The 25308-nt window shown below is 71.0% G+C and carries 21 protein-coding genes; 13 read left to right on the forward strand and 8 right to left on the reverse strand.

All coding sequences use genetic code 11. From position 1 onward, the window contains the following. A partial coding sequence (locus tag ACFVW8_RS26495; RefSeq protein ID WP_389694169.1) for an urea transporter occupies positions 1-861 on the reverse strand: 861 nt, incomplete at its 3' end. Positions 862-1069: 208 nt separating this feature from the next. Here ACFVW8_RS26495 and ACFVW8_RS26500 point away from each other — a divergent pair. Further along, complete coding sequence (locus tag ACFVW8_RS26500) at positions 1070-1528, forward strand: fluoride efflux transporter FluC (RefSeq protein ID WP_389694217.1); 459 nt, start codon at positions 1070-1072, stop codon at positions 1526-1528. Beyond that, positions 1525-1899, forward strand: a complete 375-nt coding sequence (locus ACFVW8_RS26505) for a fluoride efflux transporter FluC (RefSeq protein ID WP_389694171.1) — start codon at positions 1525-1527, stop codon at positions 1897-1899. Before ACFVW8_RS26500 ends, ACFVW8_RS26505 begins: the two co-directional genes overlap by 4 nt. Positions 1900-1975: 76 nt before the next feature. Here the strand turns inward: ACFVW8_RS26505 and ACFVW8_RS26510 are convergent, their stop codons facing one another. Then, the gene (locus ACFVW8_RS26510; RefSeq protein WP_389694173.1) at positions 1976-2152 is read right to left on the reverse strand and encodes a hypothetical protein; all 177 of its coding nucleotides are present in this window, start codon (positions 2150-2152) and stop codon (positions 1976-1978) included. A gap of 350 nt (positions 2153-2502) precedes the next feature. After that, positions 2503-3987 carry an SDR family NAD(P)-dependent oxidoreductase gene (locus ACFVW8_RS26515; RefSeq protein WP_389694175.1) on the reverse strand — a complete coding sequence of 495 codons (1485 nt, stop codon included), beginning with the start codon at positions 3985-3987 and terminating at the stop codon, positions 2503-2505. Positions 3988-4362: 375 nt separating this feature from the next. Here ACFVW8_RS26515 and ACFVW8_RS26520 point away from each other — a divergent pair, with 375 nt between their 5' ends. The 5 genes from ACFVW8_RS26520 (at position 4363) to ACFVW8_RS26540 (ending at position 9332) form a co-directional block, all read left to right on the forward strand. Beyond that, a complete protein-coding gene (locus ACFVW8_RS26520; RefSeq protein ID WP_389694177.1) occupies positions 4363-5265 on the forward strand; it encodes an RNA polymerase sigma factor SigF in 903 nt (300 codons plus the stop codon). A gap of 193 nt (positions 5266-5458) precedes the next feature. Next, positions 5459-6718 (forward strand): PP2C family protein-serine/threonine phosphatase, encoded by a 1260-nt coding sequence (locus tag ACFVW8_RS26525; RefSeq protein ID WP_389694179.1) that lies wholly within the window; start codon positions 5459-5461, stop codon positions 6716-6718. Then, positions 6708-8336, forward strand: coding sequence for an ATP-binding protein (locus ACFVW8_RS26530; protein WP_389694181.1), 1629 nt, complete (start codon positions 6708-6710; stop codon positions 8334-8336). The genes ACFVW8_RS26525 and ACFVW8_RS26530 overlap by 11 nt, the downstream gene beginning before the upstream one ends. Then, positions 8333-8776, forward strand: a complete 444-nt coding sequence (locus ACFVW8_RS26535; RefSeq protein ID WP_389694183.1) for a response regulator — start codon at positions 8333-8335, stop codon at positions 8774-8776. The genes ACFVW8_RS26530 and ACFVW8_RS26535 overlap by 4 nt, the downstream gene beginning before the upstream one ends. Positions 8777-8876: 100 nt before the next feature. Next, positions 8877-9332, forward strand: coding sequence for an ATP-binding protein (locus ACFVW8_RS26540; RefSeq protein ID WP_389694185.1), 456 nt, complete (start codon positions 8877-8879; stop codon positions 9330-9332). 26 nt (positions 9333-9358) lie between these two features. On the opposite strand, the gene ACFVW8_RS26545 is transcribed toward ACFVW8_RS26540, so the two are convergent. Continuing rightward, entirely contained in the window at positions 9359-10531 is a 1173-nt protein-coding gene (locus ACFVW8_RS26545) for a PP2C family protein-serine/threonine phosphatase (protein ID WP_389694187.1), read from the reverse strand. Positions 10532-10611: 80 nt separating this feature from the next. Here ACFVW8_RS26545 and ACFVW8_RS26550 point away from each other — a divergent pair, with 80 nt between their 5' ends. Further along, a complete protein-coding gene (locus ACFVW8_RS26550; RefSeq protein ID WP_389694189.1) occupies positions 10612-11124 on the forward strand; it encodes a MarR family winged helix-turn-helix transcriptional regulator in 513 nt (170 codons plus the stop codon). 248 nt (positions 11125-11372) lie between these two features. Next, the gene (locus ACFVW8_RS26555) at positions 11373-11705 is read left to right on the forward strand and encodes an STAS domain-containing protein (protein WP_389694191.1); all 333 of its coding nucleotides are present in this window, start codon (positions 11373-11375) and stop codon (positions 11703-11705) included. Between the two features lie 75 nt (positions 11706-11780). Here ACFVW8_RS26555 and ACFVW8_RS26560 read toward each other — a convergent pair whose 3' ends face one another. The 3 genes from ACFVW8_RS26560 to ACFVW8_RS26570 form a co-directional block, all read right to left on the reverse strand. Next, entirely contained in the window at positions 11781-14132 is a 2352-nt protein-coding gene (locus tag ACFVW8_RS26560; protein WP_389694193.1) for a GH92 family glycosyl hydrolase, read from the reverse strand. A gap of 128 nt (positions 14133-14260) precedes the next feature. After that, positions 14261-16942 carry a PA14 domain-containing protein gene (locus tag ACFVW8_RS26565; RefSeq protein WP_389694195.1) on the reverse strand — a complete coding sequence of 894 codons (2682 nt, stop codon included), beginning with the start codon at positions 16940-16942 and terminating at the stop codon, positions 14261-14263. Positions 16943-17159: 217 nt separating this feature from the next. Continuing rightward, the gene (locus tag ACFVW8_RS26570; RefSeq protein WP_389694197.1) at positions 17160-17888 is read right to left on the reverse strand and encodes a (2Fe-2S)-binding protein; all 729 of its coding nucleotides are present in this window, start codon (positions 17886-17888) and stop codon (positions 17160-17162) included. Positions 17889-18111: 223 nt separating this feature from the next. Here ACFVW8_RS26570 and ACFVW8_RS26575 point away from each other — a divergent pair, with 223 nt between their 5' ends. Then, the gene (locus tag ACFVW8_RS26575) at positions 18112-19488 is read left to right on the forward strand and encodes a DMT family transporter (protein WP_389694199.1); all 1377 of its coding nucleotides are present in this window, start codon (positions 18112-18114) and stop codon (positions 19486-19488) included. Here the strand turns inward: ACFVW8_RS26575 and ACFVW8_RS26580 are convergent. After that, complete coding sequence (locus ACFVW8_RS26580) at positions 19458-20786, reverse strand: transglycosylase family protein (RefSeq protein WP_389694201.1); 1329 nt, start codon at positions 20784-20786, stop codon at positions 19458-19460. The genes ACFVW8_RS26575 and ACFVW8_RS26580 overlap by 31 nt on opposite strands. A gap of 206 nt (positions 20787-20992) precedes the next feature. Here ACFVW8_RS26580 and ACFVW8_RS26585 point away from each other — a divergent pair, with 206 nt between their 5' ends. The 3 genes from ACFVW8_RS26585 to ACFVW8_RS26595 all read left to right on the forward strand — a co-directional run bounded on the left by ACFVW8_RS26585 (position 20993) and on the right by ACFVW8_RS26595 (position 25300). Beyond that, positions 20993-23512: a glycoside hydrolase family 3 C-terminal domain-containing protein gene (locus ACFVW8_RS26585; protein WP_389694203.1), complete on the forward strand. Its 2520-nt coding sequence runs from the start codon at positions 20993-20995 to the stop codon at positions 23510-23512. A gap of 8 nt (positions 23513-23520) precedes the next feature. Continuing rightward, positions 23521-24627 (forward strand): LacI family DNA-binding transcriptional regulator, encoded by a 1107-nt coding sequence (locus tag ACFVW8_RS26590; protein ID WP_389694205.1) that lies wholly within the window; start codon positions 23521-23523, stop codon positions 24625-24627. 109 nt (positions 24628-24736) lie between these two features. Then, the gene (locus ACFVW8_RS26595; RefSeq protein ID WP_389694207.1) at positions 24737-25300 is read left to right on the forward strand and encodes a hypothetical protein; all 564 of its coding nucleotides are present in this window, start codon (positions 24737-24739) and stop codon (positions 25298-25300) included. Positions 25301-25308: the final 8 nt, after the last annotated feature.

A 25308-nucleotide genomic window follows, 5' to 3' on the forward strand; every position in this document is an offset into this window, starting at 1 on the left:
GAAGAAGGACGTCAGCGCGGCCGTGTGCCCGGTGCTCACGGCCGCGCCGAACAGTGCGTACACGCCGGTCCAGACCGTGTTCGCCATGAAGACCGCACCGACGGCGATGGCCACGAGCACCGCGTTGTATCCGTAGATGCCGTTCGCGATCAGCTCGGTCGGTGCGCCCAGCACCCACGCGGCGACGATGCCGATCACGCTGCCGGCCGCCGCGTAGAGCACGACGCGCAGGCCGGCCAGGGCGAGGCCGACGAGCATGATCAGGCCGACGTACCAGCTCTCGATCAGGAAGACCTGCGAGATGTTGTTGAAGAACGCGTGCCACACGGCCTGCCACGTCCATGCGGTCTCGCCGGTGGTGGTGCTGGCCACGGAGGCCGGGGCGCCGTGCCAGACCCGGGCGAACGAGGGCGCGCCCACCACCATCACTCCGGAGACCAGACAGAAGGGCGCGGTCAGCGGCGTGAGTCCGTAGGGAGTGAGGAACGTACTCAGAGCGGCCATCAGGAGGGTGCACATGACGGCGCCGAAGACGGTCAGCACATAAGTGGACAGATGGTTACCCAGCGAGGAGACGAGGGCGATGCCCGTGAGGCAGCCCGCGTATCCCTGGAGGCCGAGCGCGATGCCCGTCCGGTCGACCGCCAGGGCGTAGGCGGTGGCGGTGGCGATCAGGGTGCCGAGTGTGGCGAAGAGGCCGTTCTCCCAGCCCGATACCCACAACGCGACGAGGATCGCCACGCCGGTGAGCAGTGCCGGCTGCAGGTCGACCTGCCCGATGCCCCGCAGGGAGGCAAGGATGTACGCGTACGGCTGGCGGCTCTCCAGCCGCCGGACGATTTCCGGCTCGGCGAGTGGCAAGGCTGACTCCAGCGGCTCGACAGCGAGACACCCCCCACGAACCAGCGAGCCGGGAGGGGCATACCTACACACGCCATCAAGACACAGAGTGATGCGATTATCGCGCTGAGTGAGAATTGGCTAGGCCGGCCGGGTACGTACTCCGGCCCGCCAGCGCGCTCGGCCCCGGCCACACCGGCCGGATCCGTAGATTCACGGAATGTCCAAGATGCTGCTGCACCGCCACAGCCACCCCGACCACCATCCGGGGGTGCAGCTGTCGGTCGTGGGCGCCGTCGCGATCGGCGGCGCCGCCGGAGCCGTCGCCCGGTACGGCGCCGAACGCCTCTGGCCGACCGGCCCTTCAGCCTTCCCCTGGACGATTCTGCTGGTCAACACGGTGGGCTGCTTCCTCATGGGTGCCCTGATGGTCACCATGAAGCTGCGCTTCCCCGGCGCTCCCCGACTCATCAGCCCGCTGCTCGGCACCGGCGTACTCGGCGGGTTCACCTCGTTCTCGCACTACACGGACAACGTCCGGCAGCTCTTCGAGAACCATCAGCCGGGATACGCGGTCGGCTGCCTGGTGCTGACGGTGGCGGCCGCGCTGGCCGCCGTGACCGCGGGCGCCTTTGCCACCCACTTCGCCTTCGGGCGTTCCTACGCCCCGGGGAATGACGCGTCATGACCGACTGGCTGCTCGTCATCGCCGGCGGACTGGTCGGCGCACCGCTGCGCTACTACCTCGGGGTCGACGCGAAGTTCCGCCTGCACAGCGCCTTCCCGTGGGGAACCTTCGCCGCCAACGCCGGCGCGGCCCTGTTCCTCGGCTTCGTGGCCGAGGCGGCGGCCGGCGGCGATCTGGGCGCACGGCTCAATCTGCTGCTCGCCACCGGGTTCTGCGGGGCCCTGTCGACGTGGTCGACGTTCAGTTACGAACTGCTGACCTTGACCTCGGCCCGTCGTCTGACGCTGGCTGCGGGCTATCTGCTGCTCACCGTGGGCGCGGGCGTCGGCCTGTCGTTCGCCGGGGCCGCCGTGGCCCGCGCGGCGTTCTGAGCGGCACCCGCCACACGGCCGAGCTCCGGCCCGCGCCCCTGTTCGGGGTGCGGGCCGGAGCTCGGTGGTGAAGCACTCAGTCGATGCCGGGCAGGATGTGCGGCTCGGCGAGGTCGTCCTCGTAGCCGGCCAGCCGGATCGGTGCCGACCTGGCCCAGACCTCGATGTTCCGGAGCTTCTCGGGCCTGCGGGCCCGCTCTCCGTGCCGTTCGGCCGGTCGGTTCTCGTGCTTCGTCAGTTCCGGTGTCGTCACCGCGCACTCCTTTGTGTCGCGTTACCCCGGGCGTCGCCGACGTTCCGGCTTCGATACCGGCAGTCGACCGCCCGCATGAGGGGCAGGGGCAGGATCAGCTTCGGTCGCGGTGGCGCCGGGTACGGGGCGGGACGGCGGCCTGGTTGACAGGCCTGCCCCAGGACGGCCGAGGAACCTTCGTGGATCCCTTGGTGGCGTCCGTTCCCCTCAGAGTAACCAAATGAGCGCATACATGCTCGATGGAACGTGTGCTCTGGGTCACTTTCAGCCACTGGGCACAGAAAAGACCCGGCCCGGGAGGGTTCCCTGGCCGGGCCTTCGACAGCGTTCTACGGGTGCTGCGGGTACCGCTACCAGTTCGCGGGGGCGTAGTCCTTGAGGAAGCAGCCGTGCATCGGCTCGCCGGCTTCGCCGCGGACGATCGGGTCGTAGACGCGGGCGGCCCCGTCCACCAGGTCGAGCGGGGCGTGGAAGCCCTCCTCGGCCAGCCGGATCTTGTCGGGGTGCGGCCGCTCGTCGGTGATCCAGCCGGTGTCGACGGCGGTCATCAGGATGCCGTCCTTCTCGAACATCTCCTGGGCGCTGGTGCGGGTGAGCATGTTCAGCGCGGCCTTGGCCATGTTGGTGTGCGGGTGCCCCGCGCCCTTGTAGCCACGGCCGAACACGCCCTCCATCGCGGAGACGTTGACCACGTAGGAGTGCTTGGCGGCGGTCGCGGCCATCGCCGGGCGGAGCCGGCTGATCAGAATGAACGGCGCGGTCGAGTTGCAGAGCTGGACCTCGAGCAGTTCGATCGGCTCGACCTCGTCGACTGTCTGGATCCAGCTGTTGCTGTGGTGCAGATCCGGGACGAGCCCACCCGCGTCGATCGCGGTGCCGGCGGCGATGCGTTCGAGCGAGGCGGAGCCGGTGACCAGGGCGAGTTCCGTGACGTCCTGCGCGCTCAGCCCCTCCGTGCGGGCGGCCGGAAGCGCGGCGACGCGGTCGACGGCGCCGCTGCCGAAGGTCCCGATCACCTCGGAGGCCGGAAGTTCGCCCGCGGGCAGCGGAGCCGACTCGGCTCCGAGCAGCTCGCTGTACGCCTGCTGCGAACGGCGCACCGTCTGCGCGGCGTTGTTGATCAGGATGTCCAGCGGCCCCTCGGCGGCGACCGAGTCGGCGAGCGCGACGACCTGGGCGGGGTCACGCAGGTCGATGCCGACGATCTTCAGCCGGTGGATCCATTCGTCGCTGTCCGGCATCGCCTTGAAGCGGCGGATCGCGTCGTTGGGGAAGCGGGTGGTGATGGTGGTGTGGGCGCCGTCGCGCAGCAGCCGCAGCGCGATGTACATACCGATCTTGGCGCGGCCGCCGGTGAGGAGCGCCCGGCGCCCGGTCAGATCGGTGCGGGCGTCGCGACGGGAGCGGTTCTCCCGGGCGCACGCCTGGCAGAGCTGGTGGTAGAACGCGTCGACCTCGACGTACCGCGTCTTGCAGATGTAGCAGGAGCGGGGGCGCTGGAGGACCCCCGCGATCTCGGCGGAGGCGGAGGAGGACGGCAGGACGCCCTGCGTCTCGTCGTCGATCCGCTCGGCCGAACCGGTCGCGGTGGCCTCGGTGACGGCCTTGTCGTGCGCCGTCTTGGCGGCTCGGCGCTCCTGGCGGCGGCGCTGCTTCACGGTCCGGTAGACACCGGCGGTGGCGCGGCGCACCGCGATGGCGTCCGGGTGGTCGACGTCGATGGTGTCGAGCTCGTCGAGCACGCTCAGGCAGACGGCCAGCCGCTGCGGGTCGATACCGGGACCGAACTCCTCGATACCGGGCGCGAGCTCCGGGCTGTCCTCTGTCACCGTCATTGCCGTTCCTCTGTCACTTGTGCCGCCGGACTGTCTCGGCGGACCGTGGCGCGCCGCCGTGCCGGGCTCACGAGGACTGGCATCCACGGGACTGGCCCGGCCGCGGGCTTCTGCGCGAAGCCGCCGCACTGCGGGCCGAACGCCCCCGTCAAGTCTGCCATGCTCCGGGCGCTGGTCCATTCGAGTGTCTGAGGCGGTACACCGGCTCCTGCCTCGGCCAGGGTGCGGCCGGCACGCTCACCAAAATCCGCATACCCGACAATTCACACAGGCGCCACTCCGGTGACTGCGAGGAATTCGCATCCACGGGGCATGACCTCGCCATTGCGGGGCACACGATGTCCGACGCACTTAGCGACATGGAGGGGCGACACCATGACGAGCACGACGGAGCGGACCGGCACCATCCTCGACGGCGGGCGCACACTGTCCGAGCAGGATGGCGCGCATAGCGGTACGGGGGCTTCGGAACTGCCGTGGATCGAGGACACCGGAAAGGTGGCCCCGAAGGACGCGCGTGCTCTGTCCAAGCTGTTCCTGGACCGGCTCCAGACACTCGAAGAGGGCACGCACGAGCACCAGTACGCACGCAACACCCTGATCGAGATGAACCTCTCGCTGGTGCGGTACGCCGCCTCACGGTTCCGCAACCGCGGTGGCGACGACACCGAGGACATCATCCAGGTGGGCACGATCGGGCTGATCAAGGCCATCGACCGGTTCGACCTTTCGCGTGACGTCGAGTTCGCCACCTTCGCGGTTCCCTACATCGTCGGGGAGATCAAGCGCTTCTTCCGCGACACGACGTGGGCGGTCCACGTGCCGCGTCGGCTCCAGGAGCTGCGGGTCGATCTCGCGAAGGCGAAGGAGCAGCTCTCCGCCGAGCTGGACCGCGATCCGACCGTCAAGGAGCTCGCCGCCCTCCTCGATCTGCCCGAGGAGGAGGTCATCGAGGGGCTCGTCGCGGCCAACGGCTATTCGGCCGGATCGCTGGACACGCCCTCGGCCGAGACTGACTCCGGAAACGACCAGCGGCCGTTCGCCGACGTGATCGGCGAGGCCGATCCCGGGATGGAGACCGTCGAGAACCTCCACACCCTGGCGCCCCTGCTGGAGCAGCTCGACGACCGTGAGCGCAGGATCGTCCGGATGCGGTTCGGCCAGGAGATGACGCAGTCCCAGATCGGTGCCGAGCTCGGGGTCTCCCAGATGCATGTGTCCCGGCTGCTCGCACGTATCGTCAAGCGGTTGCGCGCCGGGATGTCCGTCGAGGCGTGACCTCCGGCACATGAGCTTCCCCTCACATGGATCTCTCCGCCCCTGAACCGACCGCTGAACCACCGCGGCCGCTTCACCCCGGGCAGCGCCTGAACGGCGCCCGACCGCGAAGCGGCGGGCGCCGTTCACATATGCTGCGGGGCGACGGCGGGCGGCCCGCTCGGTCGGAACGAGAGGGTGAAGCGTGGCTGAGATGCGCACTGACTCCCACGCCCCGCACCCGGTCGGGGCCACTTTTCCGGCACAGACCGGGTCGCAGTCGGCCGGCCGGCCCTCCGTGTGGGACCTCAACGCCTCCATCCTCCTGGTCGAGGACGACGCGGGCGACGCCCTGCTCGTCGAGGAGATGCTCGCCGACGGCGAGCTGGACTCCGCGCTCACCTGGTGCAAGACCCTCACCGAGGCCCTGACCTTCCTGCGCGGGCACCGCAGACCCGTCTGCGTCCTGCTGGACCTGCACCTCCCCGACGTCCACGGACTGAGCGCCGTCACCCAGATCGTGGAGACCACCCCGGACGCCGCCATCGTGGTGCTGACCGGACTGGCCGAGGCCGAGGCCGGGCTCGACGCGGTGGCCACCGGTGCGCAGGACTATCTCGTCAAGGGGCGGCTCGACCCACAGGCACTGTCCCGTGCGGTCCGCTACGCCCTCCAGCGCAAGCAGGTCGAGCGGGCCGCTTCCGCCCTTCGCGCCAACCAGCAGATGGCCCAGGAGAACGCCCGCCTCGAACGGGGTCTGCTGCCGGTGCCGCTGCTCAACGACGACGGGTTCGAGGCGGTCGCCCGCTACGAGCCGGGCCGCGCCCACGGACTGCTCAGCGGTGACTTCTACGACGTGGTGCAGACGTCCGACGGCACGGTGCACGCCGTGATCGGCGATGTGTCGGGGCACGGCGCGGCCGAGGCCGCTCTCGGCGTGTGCCTGCGGGTCGCCTGGCGCACCGCGGTGCTGTGCGGCACCGACCAGCTGGAACAGCTCTCGCTGCTGGAGGCGATCCTCGTCGCCGAACGGTCCGACCCCCATGTCTTCGCGACCGTCACCTCGCTCGTCTTCCCGCCCGCCGGCGACCACGTGACGATCGTCAGGGCGGGACACCCGGGGCTGCTGCTGCGCAACGGCACCGGCATCGAGTGGGTGGAGCCCGAGGGCGGCATCGCGCTCGGGCTGCTGCCCGGCCACGGCCAATGGGTCTCGACCAGCTACCCGCTGGCGCCGGGCTCCGGTCTCGTGCTCTTCACCGACGGCCTGTTCGAGGGGCGCACCGGGCCGGACACCCGGCTGGGCGAGGAGGGTCTGCTCGCCATGGCCTGGGAGAAGTCGGATCTGCCGGCGCGGCCGTTCGTCGACGCGCTGGTCGCCGGCGCCACTGAGGGAGCGGCTCCCTACGGCGGCCTGGCCGACGACGTGGCCGTGCTGCATCTCGCGTGGAGAAGGACACCTCATGAGCAGTGACTCATCGGACGGCACCCCGCGGCAGCCCGGACGGCTGGCCCGGCTGTCGGTGCAGAACTGGGTCCATCTGATCCTGGGCTGCTTCGTCCTGGTCGTGTGCGGCTGCCTGGTCGTCGGCGGGCTCGTGCTGGCCCGAATATCCGACCGGACCACCGAGCTGGTGGACCGCATCCAGCCGGCCCGCGCCGTCTCCTTCCAGCTGCAGAACTCGCTGCTCGACCAGGAGTCGGGCGTCCGCGGCTATGCCCTCACCGGCGACCCCTCGCTTCTCCAGTCCTATACGGCCGGGCAGCGCGACGAGCGGGTGCGCCTGGCCCGGGTCCGCTCCGCCATGGGTGACGAGGAGCCTTACGCCCGCGATCTCGACCGCATCGCCGCGGCCTCCGCGCAGTGGCGCAAGGTGCATGCCGAACCGCTGATCGCCGCCGTCCACCGCGACGGCCGGCAGGGCCGCAGATCCGCCAGGACCGCCGACAGCAAGGCCGCCTTCGACACGCTGCGGCAGCTCTACAGCGCCCAGCAGTCCCATCTCGACGACGCCAGGGACCACGCACGCGCCCAGCTCAACGACGCCCGCATCACCCGCGACCGGGCTCTGACAGCGCTGGTGGCCTGCTTCGTACTGTGTGTGATCGCCCTCAGCCTGCTCCTCCACCGGGTGGTGGGCCGGCCGCTGAACTCGCTGGCCGAGGCCTCCCGTCGGGTCAGTTCCGGCACCTTCCGCCGCCGGATCGAGGTGCGGGGACCTTCCGACGTACGGGCGGTCTCCGCCGCCGTCGAGGGCATGCGGCGCCGGCTGGTCGATGAGCTCGACGCCTCCCAGGAGCGCGAGGAGCTGCTGGCACAGCAGACGGAGGAGCTGCGCCGCTCGAACTCCGAGCTGGAGCAGTTCGCGTACGTCGCCTCGCACGACCTCCAGGAGCCGCTGCGGAAGGTCGCGTCGTTCTGCCAGCTGCTGGACAAGCGGTACGGGAACGAGCTGGACGCGCGCGGCAAGCAGTACATCGACTTCGCGGTCGACGGTGCCAAGCGTATGCAGGTACTCATCAACGACCTGCTCACCTTCTCCCGGGTGGGGCGGGTCCACGACAGCTGGAACACCGTCGACCTGGACCACTCGCTGGACCGGGCGCTCGCCAATCTGGCACTGGGCATCGAGGAGTCAGGCACCACGGTCGTGCGGACGGACCCGCTTCCCGAGGTGCACGGTGACGCGACGGCGCTCGGGATGGTCTGGCAGAACCTGATCGGCAACGCCGTGAAGTTCCGCCGCCCGGACGAGCCGTGCGTGATCACCGTCGGCTGTGTGCGGGAGGAGGACGTCTGGCACTTCACCGTCACGGACAACGGCATCGGGATCGCTCCCGAGTTCGCCGAGAAGGTCTTCGTCATCTTCCAGCGGCTGCACGCCCGCGACGAGTACGACGGGACGGGCATCGGGCTCGCCCTCTGCCGCAAGATCGTCGAGTTCCACGGCGGCCGGATCTGGCTCGATCCCGAACCCCGCCGCGGCACCCGCATCCACTTCAGCCTGCCCGCGGACGACGACTCCCCGGCTGCGGCCGGGGACGAGACCGACGCCACCGAACCCGCCGAGATTCCCGGAGACGCCGCGTGACCAGCCCCGTACAGCCCATCGAGGTCCTCCTCGTCGAGGACGACCCCGGCGACGAGCTGATGACCCGCGAGGCGTTCGAGGACAACAAGATCCGCAACACCCTCACCGTGGTCCGCGACGGGCAGGAGGCACTCGACTTCCTCTACCGCCGCGGCGAGTACGGCGAGGCCCCGCGCCCCGATCTGATCCTGCTCGACCTGAACCTGCCCAAGTACGACGGCCGCCAGGTGCTGGAACGGATCAAACAGGACCCGGAGCTCTCCCTCATTCCCGTGGTCGTGCTCACGACGTCCTCAGCGGAGGAGGACATCCTGCGCAGCTACAAACTGCACGCCAACGCCTACGTCACGAAGCCCGTCGACCTCGATCAGTTCATCGCGGCAGTCCGTCAGATCGACGAATTCTTCCTGACCGTGGTGCGGCTTCCCGGACGTCCATAATTTCTCCCCGCATTGCCCGGAGTGGGATCTCCGGAGGCGGGTACACGAGCAGCGAGAAGAGAGGTCGAAAGCCTCCCCCGCTGCGCCCTGGCTGGAGCACATGAACGAACAGGCCATCTCCCGGCCGGACGACTCCCCCACGAGTTGTCCGCCCACGGAGGCACTGCACAGCGCCGAGGTGTTCGACGGCGAGCCGGGGTGCATCTCCCAGGCGCGGGCACTGGCCGACCGCTTTCTCGCGCGCCTGGTGTCCGAATGGATGGCGGTGCTCGGCGCCCACACCCGTAACGACCTGATGCTCGCGGTGAGCGAGCTGGTGACCAACGCCGAGCGCTACAGCCACGGCCCGTATCTGCTGGAGCTGGAGGGCACCGCCGAGCGGATCAGCGTCACGGTGTACGACAGCAGCAGCGCGCTCCCGGTCTTCTACTCCCCCGACCCGAGCAGGCTGGGCGGTCATGGCATGGAGATCATCGTGGCGCTGTGCGACCGGGTGACGGCCGAGCGGGTGCCCGTCGGCAAGCGCATCCGCGCGGAGTTCATGCTCAGCAGCTGATCCGCCCTCGGCGCCCCGCCACGCGGTCAGCCCTCGCTCCGCTGCCGGCCGAACCAGTCGATGCAGACCACCAGCGCGTCGTCGAGCGCCTCCGACTGGCGGTAGTCGGTGAGTTCGCGCAGGACGGCGCCCGGTACCGATGCCGCCGGTAGCAGCCTTGTGGCCTGGACGGCCCGGGCCAGTCCGCGTTCCACGTACGCCTCGCCGAGCGGTGACACGGTGTCGTACACGCCGTCGCTGACGAGGAGCAGCCGGTCGCCGGGGAGCACGCGGAGGTTCTGGACGACGTACTGCGACTCCTCGAACATGCCGAGCGGCAGCTGGGCATCGAAGTCCACGCGGGCGACCGTCCTGCCGCGCAGCCGCCACAGCTGCGGGGAGCCCGCGTCCACCGCGGCGACCGTTCCCGTGGCGAGGTCGAAGCGGAGCAGCAGCGTCGACACATGGGCGCTGCCGCGGTGCTGGTCGTAGAGTGCCTGGTCGGCCAGGGCCGCCTGGTCCTCGATGCCGATCCCGGCCCTTCTGGCGTTGCGCAGGGCGTTCACGGCGAGGTTGGTGAGCAGGGAGGCCTGGATCCCCTCGCCCATTCCGTTGGTGACGGAGACGGTCAGGTGGTCGCCGTCCGCCGCCCAGTCGAAGTTGTCCCCGTGGATCGCGTAAGCCGGCTCCAGCTGGGCACCGATGGCGTACTCCGCCGCGGTGAACGCCCGCGCGGGGAGCAGCTGCCACTGCATCTCGGCGGCGAGGGTGAGCCGGGTGGTCCGGCGCGCCCGCTGGTAGTGGTCGGTGTCCCGTTCGGCGACGAGGATCTCGTGGCCCAGGAGGTCGGCCACATGGGCCAGCTCGTCCATGGTCTGGGGGGTGGAGCCTGCGGCCGGGAGGCGGACGGTGAGGACACCGAGGCGCTCGCCCCGCACCGTCACGGGGAAATGGTGGTCGGCCTCGCCGTTCCCGGCAGGCTCCTCGTGCGGGCGCTGGCTGCCGAACGCCCGGCCCTGCGGGCTGTTGTGCATCGACAGCGGGCCTTCGTGCCCCGGTGCGGGCCCGACCGGCTTGAGGACGGTCATCCCGTAGTCCGCCAGCAGCAGCTGCACGGACCGGGCGGCGTACGCGGTGGCGAGTGCTCCGCGCACCGTTTCCACCAGGGCGTGCGGCGCGGCCGCGCGCACGGCTCTCTCGATTTCGGTACGGGCGTTCACGGTCTTCCGCTCATTCTTCGTCGGGTGACGGGGACAGGGCCGGGCTGACAGGAGGACGTCGCGAGTGACAGAGTGGACGGATGCCCCACCGCACCGGTCTCCCTCACCGCCTCGAGCGGGTGTCCGAGGACGTCTGCGCCGCCTCCGAACTGCTGGAGGTGTTGTGGGGTCGCGGCCAGGAGGCCGCGCCTCCCGGGACGGTCTCGCCCTCGCAGCTGCGGGCCCTGCTCGTCATCGAGAAGCAGGAGGGCAGCAATCTCCGCTCGCTCGGTGAGGCGCTCGGCTCGCGCGCGCCCTCGGTGAGCCGGCTCTGCGACCGGATGGAGGCCATGGGCCTCATCCAGCGCGACCCGAGCCCGACAAGCCGCCGCGAGGTCGAGCTGCGGCTGACCGGCCGGGGCCGCGCTCTGCTGGAGGAGTGCCGGACGATCCGCACCCGTGAGCTCTCCGCCGTACTGGAGCGGATGCAGCCCGCCGACGTGGCGGCGCTCGCCGAAGGGCTCGCCGCCTTCCGCTCGGCCGCCTCGCAGCGGCTCACCGGCGGCCGGAGCCCGGCAGACCGGCTCCGAGCGGACATTGCGGACAGCGCCTAGCCTCATCCAGCCCCTGCTTCCGCTAGCCGGGGCACTTCCCCCGGAATCGCCCCGGTTGATCATTGGGGGTACAGATTGTTACCCCTGGAGAATGTTGTCAAATGGCAACTATTACTTCTATCGTTGCCCACACCCGCCGCGAGCAGGGACGGACTTGCACCGGGCCGTCCACCACAACCGGCGTTCTCCCCCGATACCCAGTGCATCACGAGGTGAATGTGCTTCCATCCCCCAGTGCAGGCAGAGCCATGAGAATCGTCCCACGGCAGGACCGGGGAGCGCTGGTGCTCGCCGTGACAGGTGACCTCGACATGGACAATGTCGCCCCGCTCGGCGCCGCGCTGGAGAGCGCGGCGGCGGACGGCAGGGCGCCTGTCGTCGTCGACCTCTCCGATGTGAGCTTCGCGGACTCGACGACCGTGAACGTGCTTCTGCAGGGCCAGACCCTGCTGGGCCCCCGGTTGCGGCTCGCCGCGCCGTCGCCGTTCATGGAGCGGCTCATCGGGCTGCTGGGGCTCGACAGCGCACTCCCCGTCTTCCCGACGGTCGCCGAGGCAGCCGATCCGCCACTGCCCGCCTGACACATCACGACGCCGAGCGCCCTTCCCCCTCGTACGGCGGGGAAGGGCGCTCGGCTCATGTGCGGCGTGGTCGGGTCAGCCCAGCGCGGGCGGAGCGTCCTCGGGCGCGGTGCCCCAGGCCGACGGCTCGCTGCCCACCGTGAAGGAGAGCGAGCGGGACGAGCGGATGTCGTCGGTGGTGAGGTAGGTGCGCGACTGCTGAGCACCGTCGAGCCGGGCCGACTGGATGTAGCGGTCGGTGTCCGATGCGCCGGGCGCCCTCACCGTGAGCGAGCCGTGCGGGTAGTACCGGCGGTCGAGCTTGATGTCGACGCGCTCGAACGCGGGGGTGGACAGCCCCCAGGTGTCGGTCCCGGGCTGGACCGGGAAGACCCCGATCGAGGACAGCACCATCCAGGCGGACATGGTGCCCAGGTCGTCATTGCCCGTCATGCCGGTCGGACCGTTGGTGAAGAGCGTCAGGGCCGCGTGGACCACATCGGTCGTCTTCCACGGCTGGCCGGTGGAGAGGTAGGTGTACGGGGCGATGAGGTCGGGCTCGTTCTGCGGGTTGTACTTGTCGGCGTTGTAGTACGCGTACGGGCCGTTGACCCAGACCTCACGCGCGGTCTTCGCGGGGTCGGCCAGCAGCTTGTCGTACGCGAAGAAGGAGTCGAGGCGCTGGTTGGCGGCGTCCTTCCCGCCGATCAGGTCGACCATGCCGGGGATGTCCTGCGGCACCATCCACTGGTACTGCCAGGACGTGCCCTCGTGGAAGCCCTCGCTCTCGGCCGGGTCGACGGGGCCGGTGAAGGCGCCGCCGGCGTCACGGGCGCGGAAGAAGCCGGTCGAGGGGTCGAAGATCTTCCGGTAGTTCTGGGCGCGGGCCTCGTAGCGCGCGGCGTCGGCGTCGTGGCCGAGGTCGCGGGCCATTTCGGCGAGCATGCCGTCGGACAGGGCGTACTCCAGGGTGGCGGAGGCGCCGTGGTCGTAGTCGGAGTCACCGGGCTTGGCGTGCTCGCGGTCCTTGATGTACGGGGCGAAGCCGTCCTTGAGGTACTCGACGTTGGCTTCACGGCCGACCGGTGCGGAGTCGGTGGCCGGCACCCCGTCGGCGTTCTTCTTCAGGGCGCGGTACGCCTCCTCCTCGTATCCCTTCAGCAGACCCTGCTGATAGGCGTTGGTGAGGAAGGGGGTGACCGGGTCGCCGGTCATGATGTTCGTCTCGACGGTGCCATAGCCCCACTTGGGCAGCCAGCCGCTCTCGGCGTCGATCCGCAGCACGGAGATCGCCATGTCGCGGGACTCGCGCGGGGCGAGCAGCGAGAGGAGCTGGGCCTGGGTGCGGTAGGTGTCCCAGAGCGACCAGTTCTGGTAATAGGTGAAGTTCTTCGCGCGGTGCTTCTTCTGGTCCCAGCCCGTGTAGCGGCCGTCGACGTCGCTGCCGACGTTGGGCGCCAGGAAGGACCGGTACAGGGAGGAGTAGAAGGTGCGGCGGAGTTCGTCGCTGCCGCCCTGCGCCTTCACGCCTTCGAGGCGGTCCTCCCAGCTGCGCTGGGCTGCGCGCTCGACACGGTCGAAGCTGCGGCCGCCCTCGGCACGGAGGTTGAGCGACGCGCCCTTGGCGTCGACGTAGCTCAGGGCCGTGGTGGCCTCGACGGTCCGGTCCTTGCTGGTGTCGAAGCGCAGCCAGGCGCCGTTGCGGGCGTCGGTGGCCGAGGACTTCTTCGTGCCCTCGGTGACGGTGTCGCCGTTCCAGGTGCCCGATGTGGTGAACGGCCGGTCGAAGTGGGTGACCGTGTAGACGGTGTACGGCTTGGTGTCCTGGCAGAAGCCGCTGCCGGTGATCGCGGTGCGCACGGTGCGGTTGTCCAGGATCTCGACCTTGGACGAGAGCGTCTTGTGCAGCGACTGGCCCGCGTTGAGCAGGACGTTGGCCTTGTCGGTGGCCGGGAAGGTGTAGCGCTGCACGCCGGTGCGCTGTGTCGCGGTCAGCTCCGCGTCGATGCCGGTCTTGAGCCCGACCTTGTAGTAGCCGGGGCTCGCCTTCTCGTCGTCGTGGCTGAACTCGGCCGCATACTTCGCGTAGTCGGTCTCCGTGACGTCACCGGTGGTGGGCAGGGTCGGCAGGTCCCCGCCCAGACCGCAGCCGACGCCGGAGAGATGCACCGCTGAGAAGCCGCGGATGTGGTCCTCGCCGTAGTCGTAACCGGTGTTGTGGCCGGTGTCCGGGGAGAGCTGCACCATGCCGAAGGGCACAGAGGCACCGGGGTAGGTGTTGCCCTCGTTCTGGGTGCCGATGAAGGGGTTGACCAGATCGGTCAGCCGGCCGTCGGTGCGGGGCGCGGCCTGGGCCGTGGCCCCAGTGGTGAGGACACCGCCCAGGAGCGCGACGGCGGCGAGTGCGGCCGCCGGGCCGCGCAGTCTCGGCCGTGGGGTCCGGTGCATGGGGATACTCCTTCGGACAACGTTGTCAGAGCGCGATCATTCTTGGTTCCTCGTCGGCCCCCGTCAAGGGGTCGGACGGACCCGCTCCGGCCCGCCCGCGAGGGACGGACCGGAGCGGGCCGCACAGCTCAGGCGGCGGGGCATCCCGCCACGTCGGGCTTCGACGCGTCGCGGATCAGGGCCTGCTGAGCGGCCTTCACCCGCTTCACATCGGGTTTGACGACCCTGCGGTCGTAGGTGAGCAGTCCGTTCAGCTCGCCCTCCACGTCCGAGATCTGCGTGTACACCGCGCCGTTGCTGCCCTTGCAGGCGAGCGCGTGCACCTCGTCGAGCTTGGCCAGGTAGTCGTCGGTGTAGGTGGCGGGGTCGACCGCGATGTACGACTGCTGGACGGCCCAGGCATGGCCCGGTACCGCGAGGCCCAGTCCGCCGTACTCACCGCTGATCAGGGCACGTTGACCGTCGGGCTTCGGTAGCGCCGGGCTCGGGTAGCCGTGCTCGTCGATGATGTCCCCGGTACCTCCGTCGACACCCAGGTTGATGCCGGACATGCTGTTGACCAGGCGCGTCGGGTCCCAGGACTTGGCCTGGTCGGCGATGCGGGCCTCGTCGTACTGGCCCCAGCCCTCGTTGAAGGTGACCCACATGACGACGGACGGGTGGCTGTCGTGCTCGTCGATCATCTCCTTCATCTCGTGCTCGTACTCGGTGCGGGCGGCGGCCGACGGGTTGACGGTGTTCATCGCCGGCATGTCCTGCCAGACCATCAGGCCCAGCTTGTCCGCCCAGTAGAACCAGCGGTCGGGCTCGACCTTGATGTGCTTGCGGACCGAATTGAAGCCCATCTCCTTGTGCATCTTCAGGTCGTACGCGAGGGCCTCGTCGGTGGGCGCGGTGTGCAGCCCGTCCGGCCAGAACCCTTGGTCGAGGGTGGCCATGAGGAAGGTCGGCTTGCCGTTCAGGACGGTGCGCGGGGTGCCGTTCACCTTCTCGACGGAGATGGACCGCATCCCGAAGTAGCTGCCGACCCGGTCGGAGCCGACGGTGACCTCGAGCTGGTAGAGGTGCGGATCGTCCGCGGACCACAGGTGCGCGTGCGGGACGCGCACCTTGAGCGCCGATCCGCTGCGGCCGGTGGCGGTGCCCACCTTGCGCTTGCCGTCGTACACAGTCGCGGTGACCGGGACGCCGTCCCGTACGCCGCGCGCCTCGACGGTGACACTGCCGCCCGGGACATCCGGGGTGATCTTCAGCGAGTCCGCGTGGTCGGCGGCGACCGGCTCCATCCACACCGTCTGCCAGATGCCGGAGGACGGGGTGTACCAGATGCCGCTCGGGTCGAGGCGCTGCTTGCCCATCGGCGGGTTCTCGCCGTCCTCGGCGTCCGTCGGGTCGTAGACGCCGACGATCAGCTCCTGGGTGCGGCCGGGCTTGAGCGCGTCGGTGACATCGGCACTGAACTTGTCGTAGCCGCCCTTGTGTTCGGCGACCTCGTGGCCGTTGACGTAGACATCGGCCTGCCAGTCCACCGCACCGAAGTTCAACTGGAGCCGCTTGCCCGAGCCGACCTTCCAGTTCTTCGGGACGGTGAAGGTCCGGCGGTACCACATGCGGTCCTCATGGCGTTCGATCCCGGAGAGCTGGGATTCGACCGGGTACGGGACGAGGATCTTCTCGCCGAGCTTCCTGCCCACCGGGGGCTGCTCCCCCGCCTTCGCCGCGGCGAACTCCCAGGAGCCGTTGAGGTTCTGCCAGTTGTCACGGGTGAGCTGGGGGCGCGGGTACTCGGGGAGGGCGTTCTTCGGCCCCACCTCGTCGGCCCACTTCGTGGTCAGCTCGTGCGTGGAGTGGTTCGGCCCGCTGGACCAGAAGGCGCCGACCTGCTTGCCGTCCTCGCCGGCGAGTGAGCCCTCGCCGTCGTAGCGGATGTCGGCCAGGCCGGTGGCGTTTCCGGCCTTGTTGCCGACGACCGGCTCCTTGAGGGCGACGGTCAGACTGCGCGCGTCCTTCGGGTCGGCCTTGGCCGCCCCGAGCGGCCACTCGGCCCCGCCGATCACCGCGTCCAGGTGGTTCACCAGACCGGCCGGCAGCCTGCCGAGCTTCTGCGCGAAGTCCAGCTTGAGGGTGCGGCCGTCGGCGAGCACGGTGGCGGCGATGGCCCCGTCGTACGCGAAGTCGTCGGGCAGCCGGAAGGCGGACTGCGGGACGGGGACCTTGGTGCCGCCCGGCTCGGTCCACTTCAGATGGAGATTGGACCCGCCCTCGTGCTCGAAGTACTCGACCTTGAAGTCGTAGGCCTTCCCCGCGGTCAACTCGACCTGCTGGGAGGTCTGTTCCTTCTCCCAGTCGTCGACCCAGTGGTCGATGACCGGCTTTCCGTCGATCCAGAGACGGAAGCCGTTGTCCCCGATCATGGAGAAGGTGTGGGCACCGGACTTCTCCGGCACGATCTTTCCGGTCCACCGGATGCTCGCGTCGTCGGCCTGTCCGGTGGCCGAGGTCAGCCGCGATTCGAGGGTCGGGAAGTCGATCGAGGGGTCGAATCCGGTGGCCTTGAGCTCCCCGAAGTCGAAGGCGCCCGGGGCGGACTGGGTGTAGTACTCCCCCTTCAGCCCGTGCACGTCGGCGGCGCCTGTGGGATTCTGGTCGGCCGCCGACGCGGCGGGTACGGCGGACAGTCCCGCGGCGCCGACGACGGCGGCGAGGAGCAGGACCAGCTTGTTTCTGATGCGCACGGATCCTCCTTGTGAGGAAGGGTGGCGGCTCGTTGCAACAGGATGTACAACGTTGGAAGGAATGGCAGTTGGCATGACAGCACGACGGACGCGGCGCTGTCCAGGTGCATGACAACCCCCCTTTCGGAGGGAGCAACACCCGGTAGAACACACGGCACTTCGGCGAGGAACGCGGCAGCGGGCGGCCCCGCCGCGCCGCTCTCCGGCACGCCCGCCACCAGCGGTTTCGCCCACCGGAATACGACGCCGCGCAGCCCGGCAGCGCTTGTGCCCGGCACCCGCAGGGTCTGCCTCAGGCCCTGCCGGGACCCCCGAGCCCTCCGGGGCGCCCGGGTGTTCCGGGCGCGCTGTCGAAGACGCAGTCACCGCACAGCCCGCCACCCGGAACGCGGTAGTAGAGACAGCAGGTGCGCCGGCGGAAACCGGGACCGTGCGGGGCTCCGCTGTCCCGCAGATCCGGGTGGTCGAAGAGCTCGGCCGCCAGGGCGCGGGCGCGTGCGGCGACGTCCGGCCTGCCCTCGGCGCGCGCCCAGCCGGTCAGCTGACGTACGGCTCCGGCCAGGGCCGATCCGGCGTTGCCCCACAGGAGCCGGGGCGAGACGGCCGTGCCGCGGCGGATCGTCGCGGCGAGCGGTTCGAGATGGCCGTACTGGACGACGTCCCGGATCCGGGCGGCCGTGCCCGGCAGGAGTGCGCCGGACTCCGTCCACAGGTCGTCGGGCGCCTGCCGGGCCGGGTCCCAGTGGAGGGACTGCGCCCGCAGGTCGGGGAAGCAGCCAGAGAGCGACGCCGGCCCCAGCGCGGTGGACCACAGCCGCGCGGCAAGACCGAGGTGTGCCACGGAGACGGCGACCCGGCGCTCGGACGTGCCGAGGCGCTCGGAGACCGCGTCGATCCGGGCGGCGAGCGTTGCGGTCTCCCCCGCGTAAAGGCAGGCCAGCGCATCGCGTCCGCCGTCCGGCGAAGGCGGCGTCCCCAGTGTGAAGAACGCGCCCACCGAGGCCGCTTCCGGCTTGTCCATCGTGCTGCCGCCTCCGCTTCCCCGGCCACCGGTCGTGACGCCGCGGGCACCAGGAGTGCCACGGCTCGCGGTTCACCGTATCCGTACGGGATGATCGTTCTGACGTCGGTCGCAGGGGGGACTACCGTCGGGAGGAGGACACCGTAACCACTGCCGTACTACCAAAGCAGTACGCCGGATCGCCGTCTCAAGGACGACGACGCGGCGGCTTTGAAGGGCCATCGTGGTGTACATGAGTTCCCTCGCGCTGTCCGTGCTGCTGTCACTGGTCTCCGCGGTCGCCTACGCGGCCGGCGCGATCGTCCAGGAGCGCGTCGCCACGGCCTCCGACGGCCGCTCGCTCGCTCCGCTGCGCGACCGGGTCTGGTGGGCCGCCGTGGCACTGAACGGAGTGGGTGCGGTGCTGCACGTCGTGGCGCTGGCGTACGGCCCGCTCAGCCTCGTGCAGCCGCTCGGCGCCCTGACCATCGTCTTCGCCCTGCCGATGGCCGCTCTCTTCGTCCGCCGCAGGGCCGGGGCGACGGCCTGGCGCGGCGCGGTGATGGCGACCTTGGGGCTGGCGGGCCTGCTGGCCCTCACCGGAAGCTCCGACGCGCACACGCTGGGCGGTCCGCAGCAGCTGATGCTCGGCACGGTGACCTTCGGTGCGGTGGCGGCGCTCATCCTGATCGCGAAGGCGATGCGCCGGCCCGTGATGCGGAGTGTGGTCCTGGCCGGGGGCGCCGGTGTGGCATTCGGTATCGCCTCGGTGTTCACGAAGACCGTGGCCATGGAGTGGACCGCCGGCTCGGTGGGGACCGGGCTGCCGAGCCTGCTGGTGATCGCGGCGCTCGCGGCCACCGGTCTGCTGCTGTCCCAGGCGGCATACCGGGGCGCGGGCCTGACCGCCCCGCTCGCCACGGTGACCGTGGTGAACCCGGTGGTTGCGGCGGCCGTCGGCATCACGCTGTTCGGCGAGCAGTTCCGGCACGGCACCGCGGGCACACTGCTCGCCCTCGCCTGCGGCGTCGTCGCGGCGGGCGGGCTGATCCTGCTGACCACGGAACGGATGGGCGCGGAGCGCCGGCAGGGGCAGCAGGCGGCGGACGGCTACGGGGAACGGCCGGCCGGGGAGGACGCGGTGTCAGCGTCAGCGCCTCCCACAGGGGCCGTCTCTCCCGCCCCTTCGCCTGCCGCCTCTCCTGCCGCGGGCGAATCCGACGCATTGCCCGTATCCCGTGATGACTCCCCCGTATCCGGCGCATCCCCCGTCCCCGGCGCGGGTGCCGGGGATTTCGGCGGGCCCGCCGATCCGGCGGGCACTCCGCGGCGGCCGGCCCTGGTGGATTCGGCCGTGGTGGCGTCTCCCGAGCCCGCGGGGCCGGGGCCCTCGGCCGTGGAAACGTTTCCCACGCCGCTGTCGCTGCCTGCACGGATGCCGCTGGAGCGCCGGGTGGAGTTCGGGCCGGACGTGCTGCTGCCGCACACCGGCACGGCAAGGCGCGCCGGGCCATCCGCAGGTTCCACCGCCTTGCCCACCGCTGCCGGCACGGCCGCTCCGGCCGATGACTCCGGACAGGGCGGGACGCTTCAGACCTTGACGCCGCCCGCCCTCAGGTAGGCCAGCGGATCGATGTCGGAGCCGTACTCGGGGCCGGTACGGACCTCGAAGTGCAGGTGCGGCCCCGTCACATTGCCTGTGGCGCCCGAGCGCGCGATGCGCTGCCCTCCGCTGACATGCTGTCCGGCGCGCACGTGGAGCGACGACAGATGCGCGTACTGGCTGTACTTGCCGTCGCTGTGCCGGATGACGATCTGGTAGCCGTACGCCCCGCCCCAGCCCGCCGTGACGACCGTGCCCGATGCCATCGCCCTGACCGAGCTGCCGGTGGGGACGGGGAAGTCGACGCCGGTGTGATAGCCACTGGACCAGGAGCCGGCCTGCCGGTACTGGGTGCCGGTCCGGGCCTCGATCGGGGCGGTGACGGTGTGCTTCTCGGTCCGCTGGACCTTGGCCGTGCCGGTCTTCTTCGGCTTCGCCTGCTGCTTCGGCTTCGCTTCTTCCTTCGGCTTCGCCTGCTGCTTCGGCTGTGCCGCCTGCTTCGGGTGTGCCCGCTGCGCCTGCGTCGTCCGCTTCGGCTCGGGCGTCGCCTCGGGCCGCTGGTCCGCCTTCGGGACGGCCTTCGTGCTCGCCTTCGGTGCGGTCTTCGTACCCACCCGCGGGGTCCCGGCCAGATCGAGACTCAGCCGTTGACCGGGGAAGATCAGATCCGGGTCGTCGCCGACGACCTTGCGGTTCGCGGCGTACAGCCGCTGCCAGCCGCCGAGATCGCGCTCGGCCGCGATGCCGGAGAGCGAGTCGCCGCCGGCCACGGTGTACGAGTCGCGCTTGCCCGGCACCGATGTGGGTGTGGCGGCCGCCGGGGTCTGCCGCGCCTGCACCTTCGCGGGGGTCCCGGTCCGGGCCTCGGCGGCCGCCCGCTTCGGCGCCGCGGCCTTGGCCGTCCGCTCCGTCTGCGGATGGATGTCGGGAGAGTCCCCGCCGCGCGTCAGACCCGCTCGCGTCGAGCAGACCGGCCAGGCGCCGGGCCCCTGGCCCTTCAGGACCTTCTCCGCGACGGCGATCTGCTGGTCCCGGCCGGCCAGATCGGCGCGCGGCGCGTACTGCGCGCCGCCGTATGCCGCCCAGGTCGACCGGGTGAACTGCAGCCCGCCGAAATAGCCGTTACCCGTGTTGATGTGCCAGTTTCCGGTGGACTCGCACGCGGCCACCTTCTCCCAGACGTCCCCTGACGCGGCACCGGCCGATGTGGCGGCGATGAGCGGAAGCGCCAGCCCCGCACCGCCCGCCGTGACCGTCAGCGAGGCACGGTTGATGCGGCTCGGCTGGTATCTGCGGTGCCGTCCGTTCGCGGCCATGACTTGGCTCCCCCACTGGCTGTAGGACACGTCGCAAGCGGTCAACTTATGTGCTGACAGCGGGTGATGACAAGAGTGCGACCCGTCACCCGCCTCCGCACCCGTGCAGGCGCTCCCCATTGACACGGCCGACACCGGCCAGCGACGCTGAGCCAGGCAGTACGGGAGAGCGCTCTCCGGCTCCGGGGAGCGCTGGGTGAAGGGGCATGGCCGTCATGACGGACGAAGAGATCGATCCGCTGCTGGAGAAGCTCGGCGCAGCGCAGAAGGTGCGTCTGCTGACCGGTGCCAGCACCTGGCGGACCCACCCCGAACCGGCCGTGGGACTGCGGCCCCTCACCCTCTCCGACGGGCCGGCGGGGGTGCGCGGCGAGACATGGGACGAGCGCGAGACCTCGCTCGTGCTCCCCTCCCCGACCGCGCTGGCGGCCTCCTGGGACGAGCGGCTGCTCACGGATCTCGGTGCGCTGCTCGCGTCGGAGGCCCGCCGCAAGGGCGTGGACGTACTCCTCGCCCCCACCCTGAATCTGCACCGGTCCCCGCTGGGCGGGCGGCACTTCGAGTGCTTCTCCGAGGACCCGCTCCTCACCGGGCGGACCGGGGCCGCACTCATCCGGGGCATCCAGTCCGGCGGGGTCGCCGCCACCGCGAAGCACTTCGTCGCCAACGACGCCGAGACGGACCGGCTCAGCGTCGACGTCCGCATGGACGAACAGACCCTCCACGAGGTCTACCTCGCCCCCTTCGAGGCCGCCGTGGAGGCCGGCGTCTGGGCCGTCATGTCCGCGTACAACAAGGTCGACGGCGTCACCATGTCGGCCTCCCCGCTGCTGGACAGACCGCTCAAGAGCGGCTGGGGCTTCGAGGGAGCCGTGGTCTCGGACTGGGGCGGTGTGCGCACCCTCCTGGACACCGCACGTTCCGCACAGGACCTGGCCATGCCCGGCCCCGTGGGCCCCTGGGAGGCCGGGCTGCTCACCGCGCTGGAGCGGGGGCTGGTGCCCGCCGAGGTGGTCGACGACAAGGTACGGCGACTGCTGCGGCTGGCGGCGCGGGCGGGAGCGCTCGGATCACCCCGGCCCGCGTGGCGGCCCGCGGTGGCCCCCGCCGCCCAGCGGGCACTGCTGCGGCGGGCCGTCGCCGCCGGTTCGGTACTGCTCCGCAACGACGGACAACTCCTGCCGCTGGCCCCGTCGGGGCTGCGGTCGGTCGCGGTCATCGGCCCGCACGCCACGGCGGTACGGATCCAGGGCGGCGGCAGTGCGGAGGTGTTCCCCGACGCGGTGGTGACCCCGCTCGCCGGAATCGAGGAGGCGCTCGACGGGGCCGCGACGGTGACGTACCGGCCGGGTCTGCCGCCGTCGTCCCGGCCCCGGCCCCTCTCCCGGGACTGGTCGCGCGATCCCCGTTCCGGTGAACCGGGCGTACTCGTACGGCTGCTGGACGCGGCCGGGGCCGAACTCCACTCCGAGCACCGGCTGTCGGGCCGGATCGTGGAGCCCTCGGTCGTGGTCGCGGGCGCCGCGTCCGTGGAGATCCGGGCCCTGGTCCGGCCCCCCGTGGGCGGGACATGGACCTGGGCCGTGGGCGGTTGGGGCGCGATCTCGTTGTCCGTCGGCGGCCGGGAGGTGCTTTCCGGGTCCTTCCCACTGGACAGCGACGATCCGACCCGGGTCCATGTCGCCCCTCCCGAGCACTGCGCGTCGGCCGGACTCGCCGCGGGCGAGGAGGTGGAGGTGGTGGCGCGGCGCTCACTCGCACCGCACTCGGGCGTCGCGACCGTCCTCGCCGCCGCCCCGCCCGCAGGGGAAGCCGCCTCCGCGCTGGCCGAGGCCGTGGCCGCCGCGCGCGCGGCAGATGTCGCGGTGGTGGTCGTGGGCACCACAGAGCAGAGCGAGTCGGAAGGGCACGACCGCGAGAGCCTCGGCCTGCCGGAGGGGCAGGACGCGCTCGTACGGGCCGTGGTGCGGGCCAATCCGCGCACGGTGGTCGTGGTGAACGCGGGCGGCCCGGTCGCCCTGCCCTGGCACGCCCGGGTGCCCGCACTGCTGCTCGCCTGGTTCCCCGGACAGGAGGCCGGCGGCGGGCTGGCGGACGTGCTGTTCGGCCGGTCCGAGCCCGGCGGCCGGCTGCCGACCACCTGGGGCGCCGCTCAGGACGACGTCCCGGTGCTCGACACCGCCCCCGGCCCCGACGGACGGCTCCACTACGAGGAGGGCCTGCACATCGGCTACCGCGCCTGGCTGCGCTCCGGGGCCGCTCCCGCCTACTGGTTCGGCCACGGACTGGGCTACACCGGCTGGGAGTACGAGGAACTGACGGCCCCGGCGGCTGTGCGGGCCGGGGAGCCCTTCGACGTACAGATACGGGTACGCAACTCGGGCCGGCGGCGCGGCCGCGAGGTGGTGCAGGTCTACGTGGCCAGAAACAGATCGACGGTCGACCGGCCGGTGCGGCGCCTGATCGGGTACGCGGCGGTCGAGGCGGAGCCCGGGGAAAGCGCGGTCGCGGTGGTGCGGGTGTCCGGGCGGGCCCTGGCGCACTGGTCACCGGAGCGGCACGGATGGGAGACGGAGGCCGGCGAGTTCACCTTGCTGGGCGGCCGTTCGGCGGGCGAACTGCCGCTCACCGCGACGCTGGCAACGGCCGGTGGGCCGCTCCCGCCCGGCAGCGGCGTTCCCGAGGAGACGGATCAAGCTGGAGAGCGCTCTCCGCTGATGCTATAAATGCGCTCATGACGGAAGATCTGCGCTCGGCCGGTACACCCACTCTTGAGGACGTGGCGAGGGCGGCCGGCGTCTCCCGCGCCACCGTCTCCCGAGTGATCAACGGAGTACGCAATGTCGACCCGGTGATCCAGGAGGCCGTGCGCCGGGCGGTCGCTCTCACCGGTTACGCCCCCAACCGCGCGGCCCGCTCCCTGGTGACCCGGCGCACCGACGCCATCGCGCTGGTGGTCTCGGGCGCCGGGGTCGAGTCCGAACCGGCGGACGGTGCGCCGGCCGGGGCCGGTCCGGCGGAGGCCGGCGAACCCGACAGCGGCTCCGCCTTCACCGCTCAGATCTTCGCCGACCCGTTCTTCGGCCGCGTGGTGACCGGGGTGGTCAACTACCTGCGGCCGCGCGGGATGCACCCGGTGCTGATGTTCGCCGAGACATCACGGGCCCGCAAGGACGTGGTCTCGTTCCTCCGTCAGGGCAGCGCCGACGGCGCCCTGGTCGTCTCGACCCACGCGGAGGACCCGCTGCCCGGCCTGCTGACGGACGCGGGGCTGCCCGCGGTGCTCTACGCGCGCCCCGCCCGCCCGGTCCGGATCAGCTATGTCGACCTCGCCCACCAGGACGGTGCGGGGCTGGCGGCCGCACATCTGCTGTCGCGGGGCTGCCGTCGCATCGCGACCATCACCGGGCCGCTCGACGTACCGGCCGGCCAGGAGCGGCTGGCCGGCTTCCGCGACACGATGGCCCGCAGCGGGCACCCGTACATCCCGATCGCCGAGGGGCAGTTCACGCAGGAGAGCGGCGAGGCGGCGATGGAACGACTGCTGGCCGAACACCCCGACCTGGACGCGGTGTTCGCGGCCAACGACCTGATGGCGATGGGCGCCTGTCACGTGCTGCGGGAACACGGCAAACGAGTGCCGGAGGACGTCGCTGTGATCGGCTTCGACGACAGCAGTGCGGCATCCGCCTGCCGCCCGCCGCTGACCACGGTCCGCCAGCCGGTGGAGGCGATGGCCGCCGAGATGGCCCGGCTGCTGATCGAACGGCTGGAGAAGCCGGACGGGGCGGCCACCTCCGTGGTCTTCGAACCGGCGCTGGTCGTACGGGACTCGGCGTAGCCGGGCGTCGATCCGGGTCGGCAGTGACCCGCTGCCGGGGTGGTGTTGTGCCGTCGCGGAGCCCGGGAAAGGATCGGCTGGTCGATGTGCCACTTGATCGGGGTCCCTGGTGAATCTGACCGACCGGATACTGCCCCTCGCGGGGGTCGCTCTCGGAGCGCTGATGTCGTTCCTGGTGAGCAGCTTGAACGAACGGACCAGATGGCGGAGGCAGCAGGCGGTGCGGTGGGACGAGCACCGCTTGACGGCGTATGCCGAATACGCCTACGCGGTCAAGGAGTTGGCGGCCCGCTATCAGATGATCGCCGCCGCCCGCGGTCTGGTGACAGGCCCTCTGCCGCTGGAACCCACGCCCGAGGTGCTCGCGGAGGCCGGCGAGCTGGAGTCCCGCCGTTCCGCACTGTCCGAGACCCTCGCGCTGCTCGGCGACACCGAGGCGAACACGGCGTCCAAGACGCTGGACCACTGCGTATGGCGGTTGGAGTGCCTGGCCCGGGGCGTCGCCACCGAGGTCGAACAGAACTGGGACGAGGCGTATCAGGACTTCCGGATCGCCCGGAGCCGCTATGTCGAACACGCCCGGGCCGGTCTCGGCGTGCCGGGAGCCGTCGCCCGGGACGTGGCCTGGCCGGCCGCGTGGCGCCCCGCGTCCCGTTCGTCTCCAACTCCCTGACCTGTCCG

Origin of the sequence: Streptomyces sp. NPDC058221, assembly GCF_042882365.1 — a bacterium.
Taxonomy (GTDB): domain Bacteria; phylum Actinomycetota; class Actinomycetes; order Streptomycetales; family Streptomycetaceae; genus Streptomyces.

Coding starts and splice junctions, on each gene's coding strand:
- ACFVW8_RS26580 (WP_389694201.1), bottom strand. CDS start 20,786: ATGGCCGCGAACGGACGGCACCGCAGATACCAGCCGAGCCGCATCAAC.
- ACFVW8_RS26515 (WP_389694175.1), bottom strand. CDS start 3,987: ATGACGGTGACAGAGGACAGCCCGGAGCTCGCGCCCGGTATCGAGGAG.
- ACFVW8_RS26555 (WP_389694191.1), top strand. CDS start 11,373: ATGAGAATCGTCCCACGGCAGGACCGGGGAGCGCTGGTGCTCGCCGTG.
- ACFVW8_RS26560 (WP_389694193.1), bottom strand. CDS start 14,132: ATGCACCGGACCCCACGGCCGAGACTGCGCGGCCCGGCGGCCGCACTC.
- ACFVW8_RS26590 (WP_389694205.1), top strand. CDS start 23,521: ATGACGGAAGATCTGCGCTCGGCCGGTACACCCACTCTTGAGGACGTG.
- ACFVW8_RS26500 (WP_389694217.1), top strand. CDS start 1,070: ATGCTGCTGCACCGCCACAGCCACCCCGACCACCATCCGGGGGTGCAG.
- ACFVW8_RS26565 (WP_389694195.1), bottom strand. CDS start 16,942: ATGCCAACTGCCATTCCTTCCAACGTTGTACATCCTGTTGCAACGAGC.
- ACFVW8_RS26570 (WP_389694197.1), bottom strand. CDS start 17,888: ATGGACAAGCCGGAAGCGGCCTCGGTGGGCGCGTTCTTCACACTGGGG.
- ACFVW8_RS26520 (WP_389694177.1), top strand. CDS start 4,363: ATGACGAGCACGACGGAGCGGACCGGCACCATCCTCGACGGCGGGCGC.
- ACFVW8_RS26550 (WP_389694189.1), top strand. CDS start 10,612: ATGCCCCACCGCACCGGTCTCCCTCACCGCCTCGAGCGGGTGTCCGAG.
- ACFVW8_RS26505 (WP_389694171.1), top strand. CDS start 1,525: ATGACCGACTGGCTGCTCGTCATCGCCGGCGGACTGGTCGGCGCACCG.
- ACFVW8_RS26585 (WP_389694203.1), top strand. CDS start 20,993: ATGGCCGTCATGACGGACGAAGAGATCGATCCGCTGCTGGAGAAGCTC.
- ACFVW8_RS26540 (WP_389694185.1), top strand. CDS start 8,877: ATGAACGAACAGGCCATCTCCCGGCCGGACGACTCCCCCACGAGTTGT.
- ACFVW8_RS26525 (WP_389694179.1), top strand. CDS start 5,459: ATGCGCACTGACTCCCACGCCCCGCACCCGGTCGGGGCCACTTTTCCG.
- ACFVW8_RS26530 (WP_389694181.1), top strand. CDS start 6,708: ATGAGCAGTGACTCATCGGACGGCACCCCGCGGCAGCCCGGACGGCTG.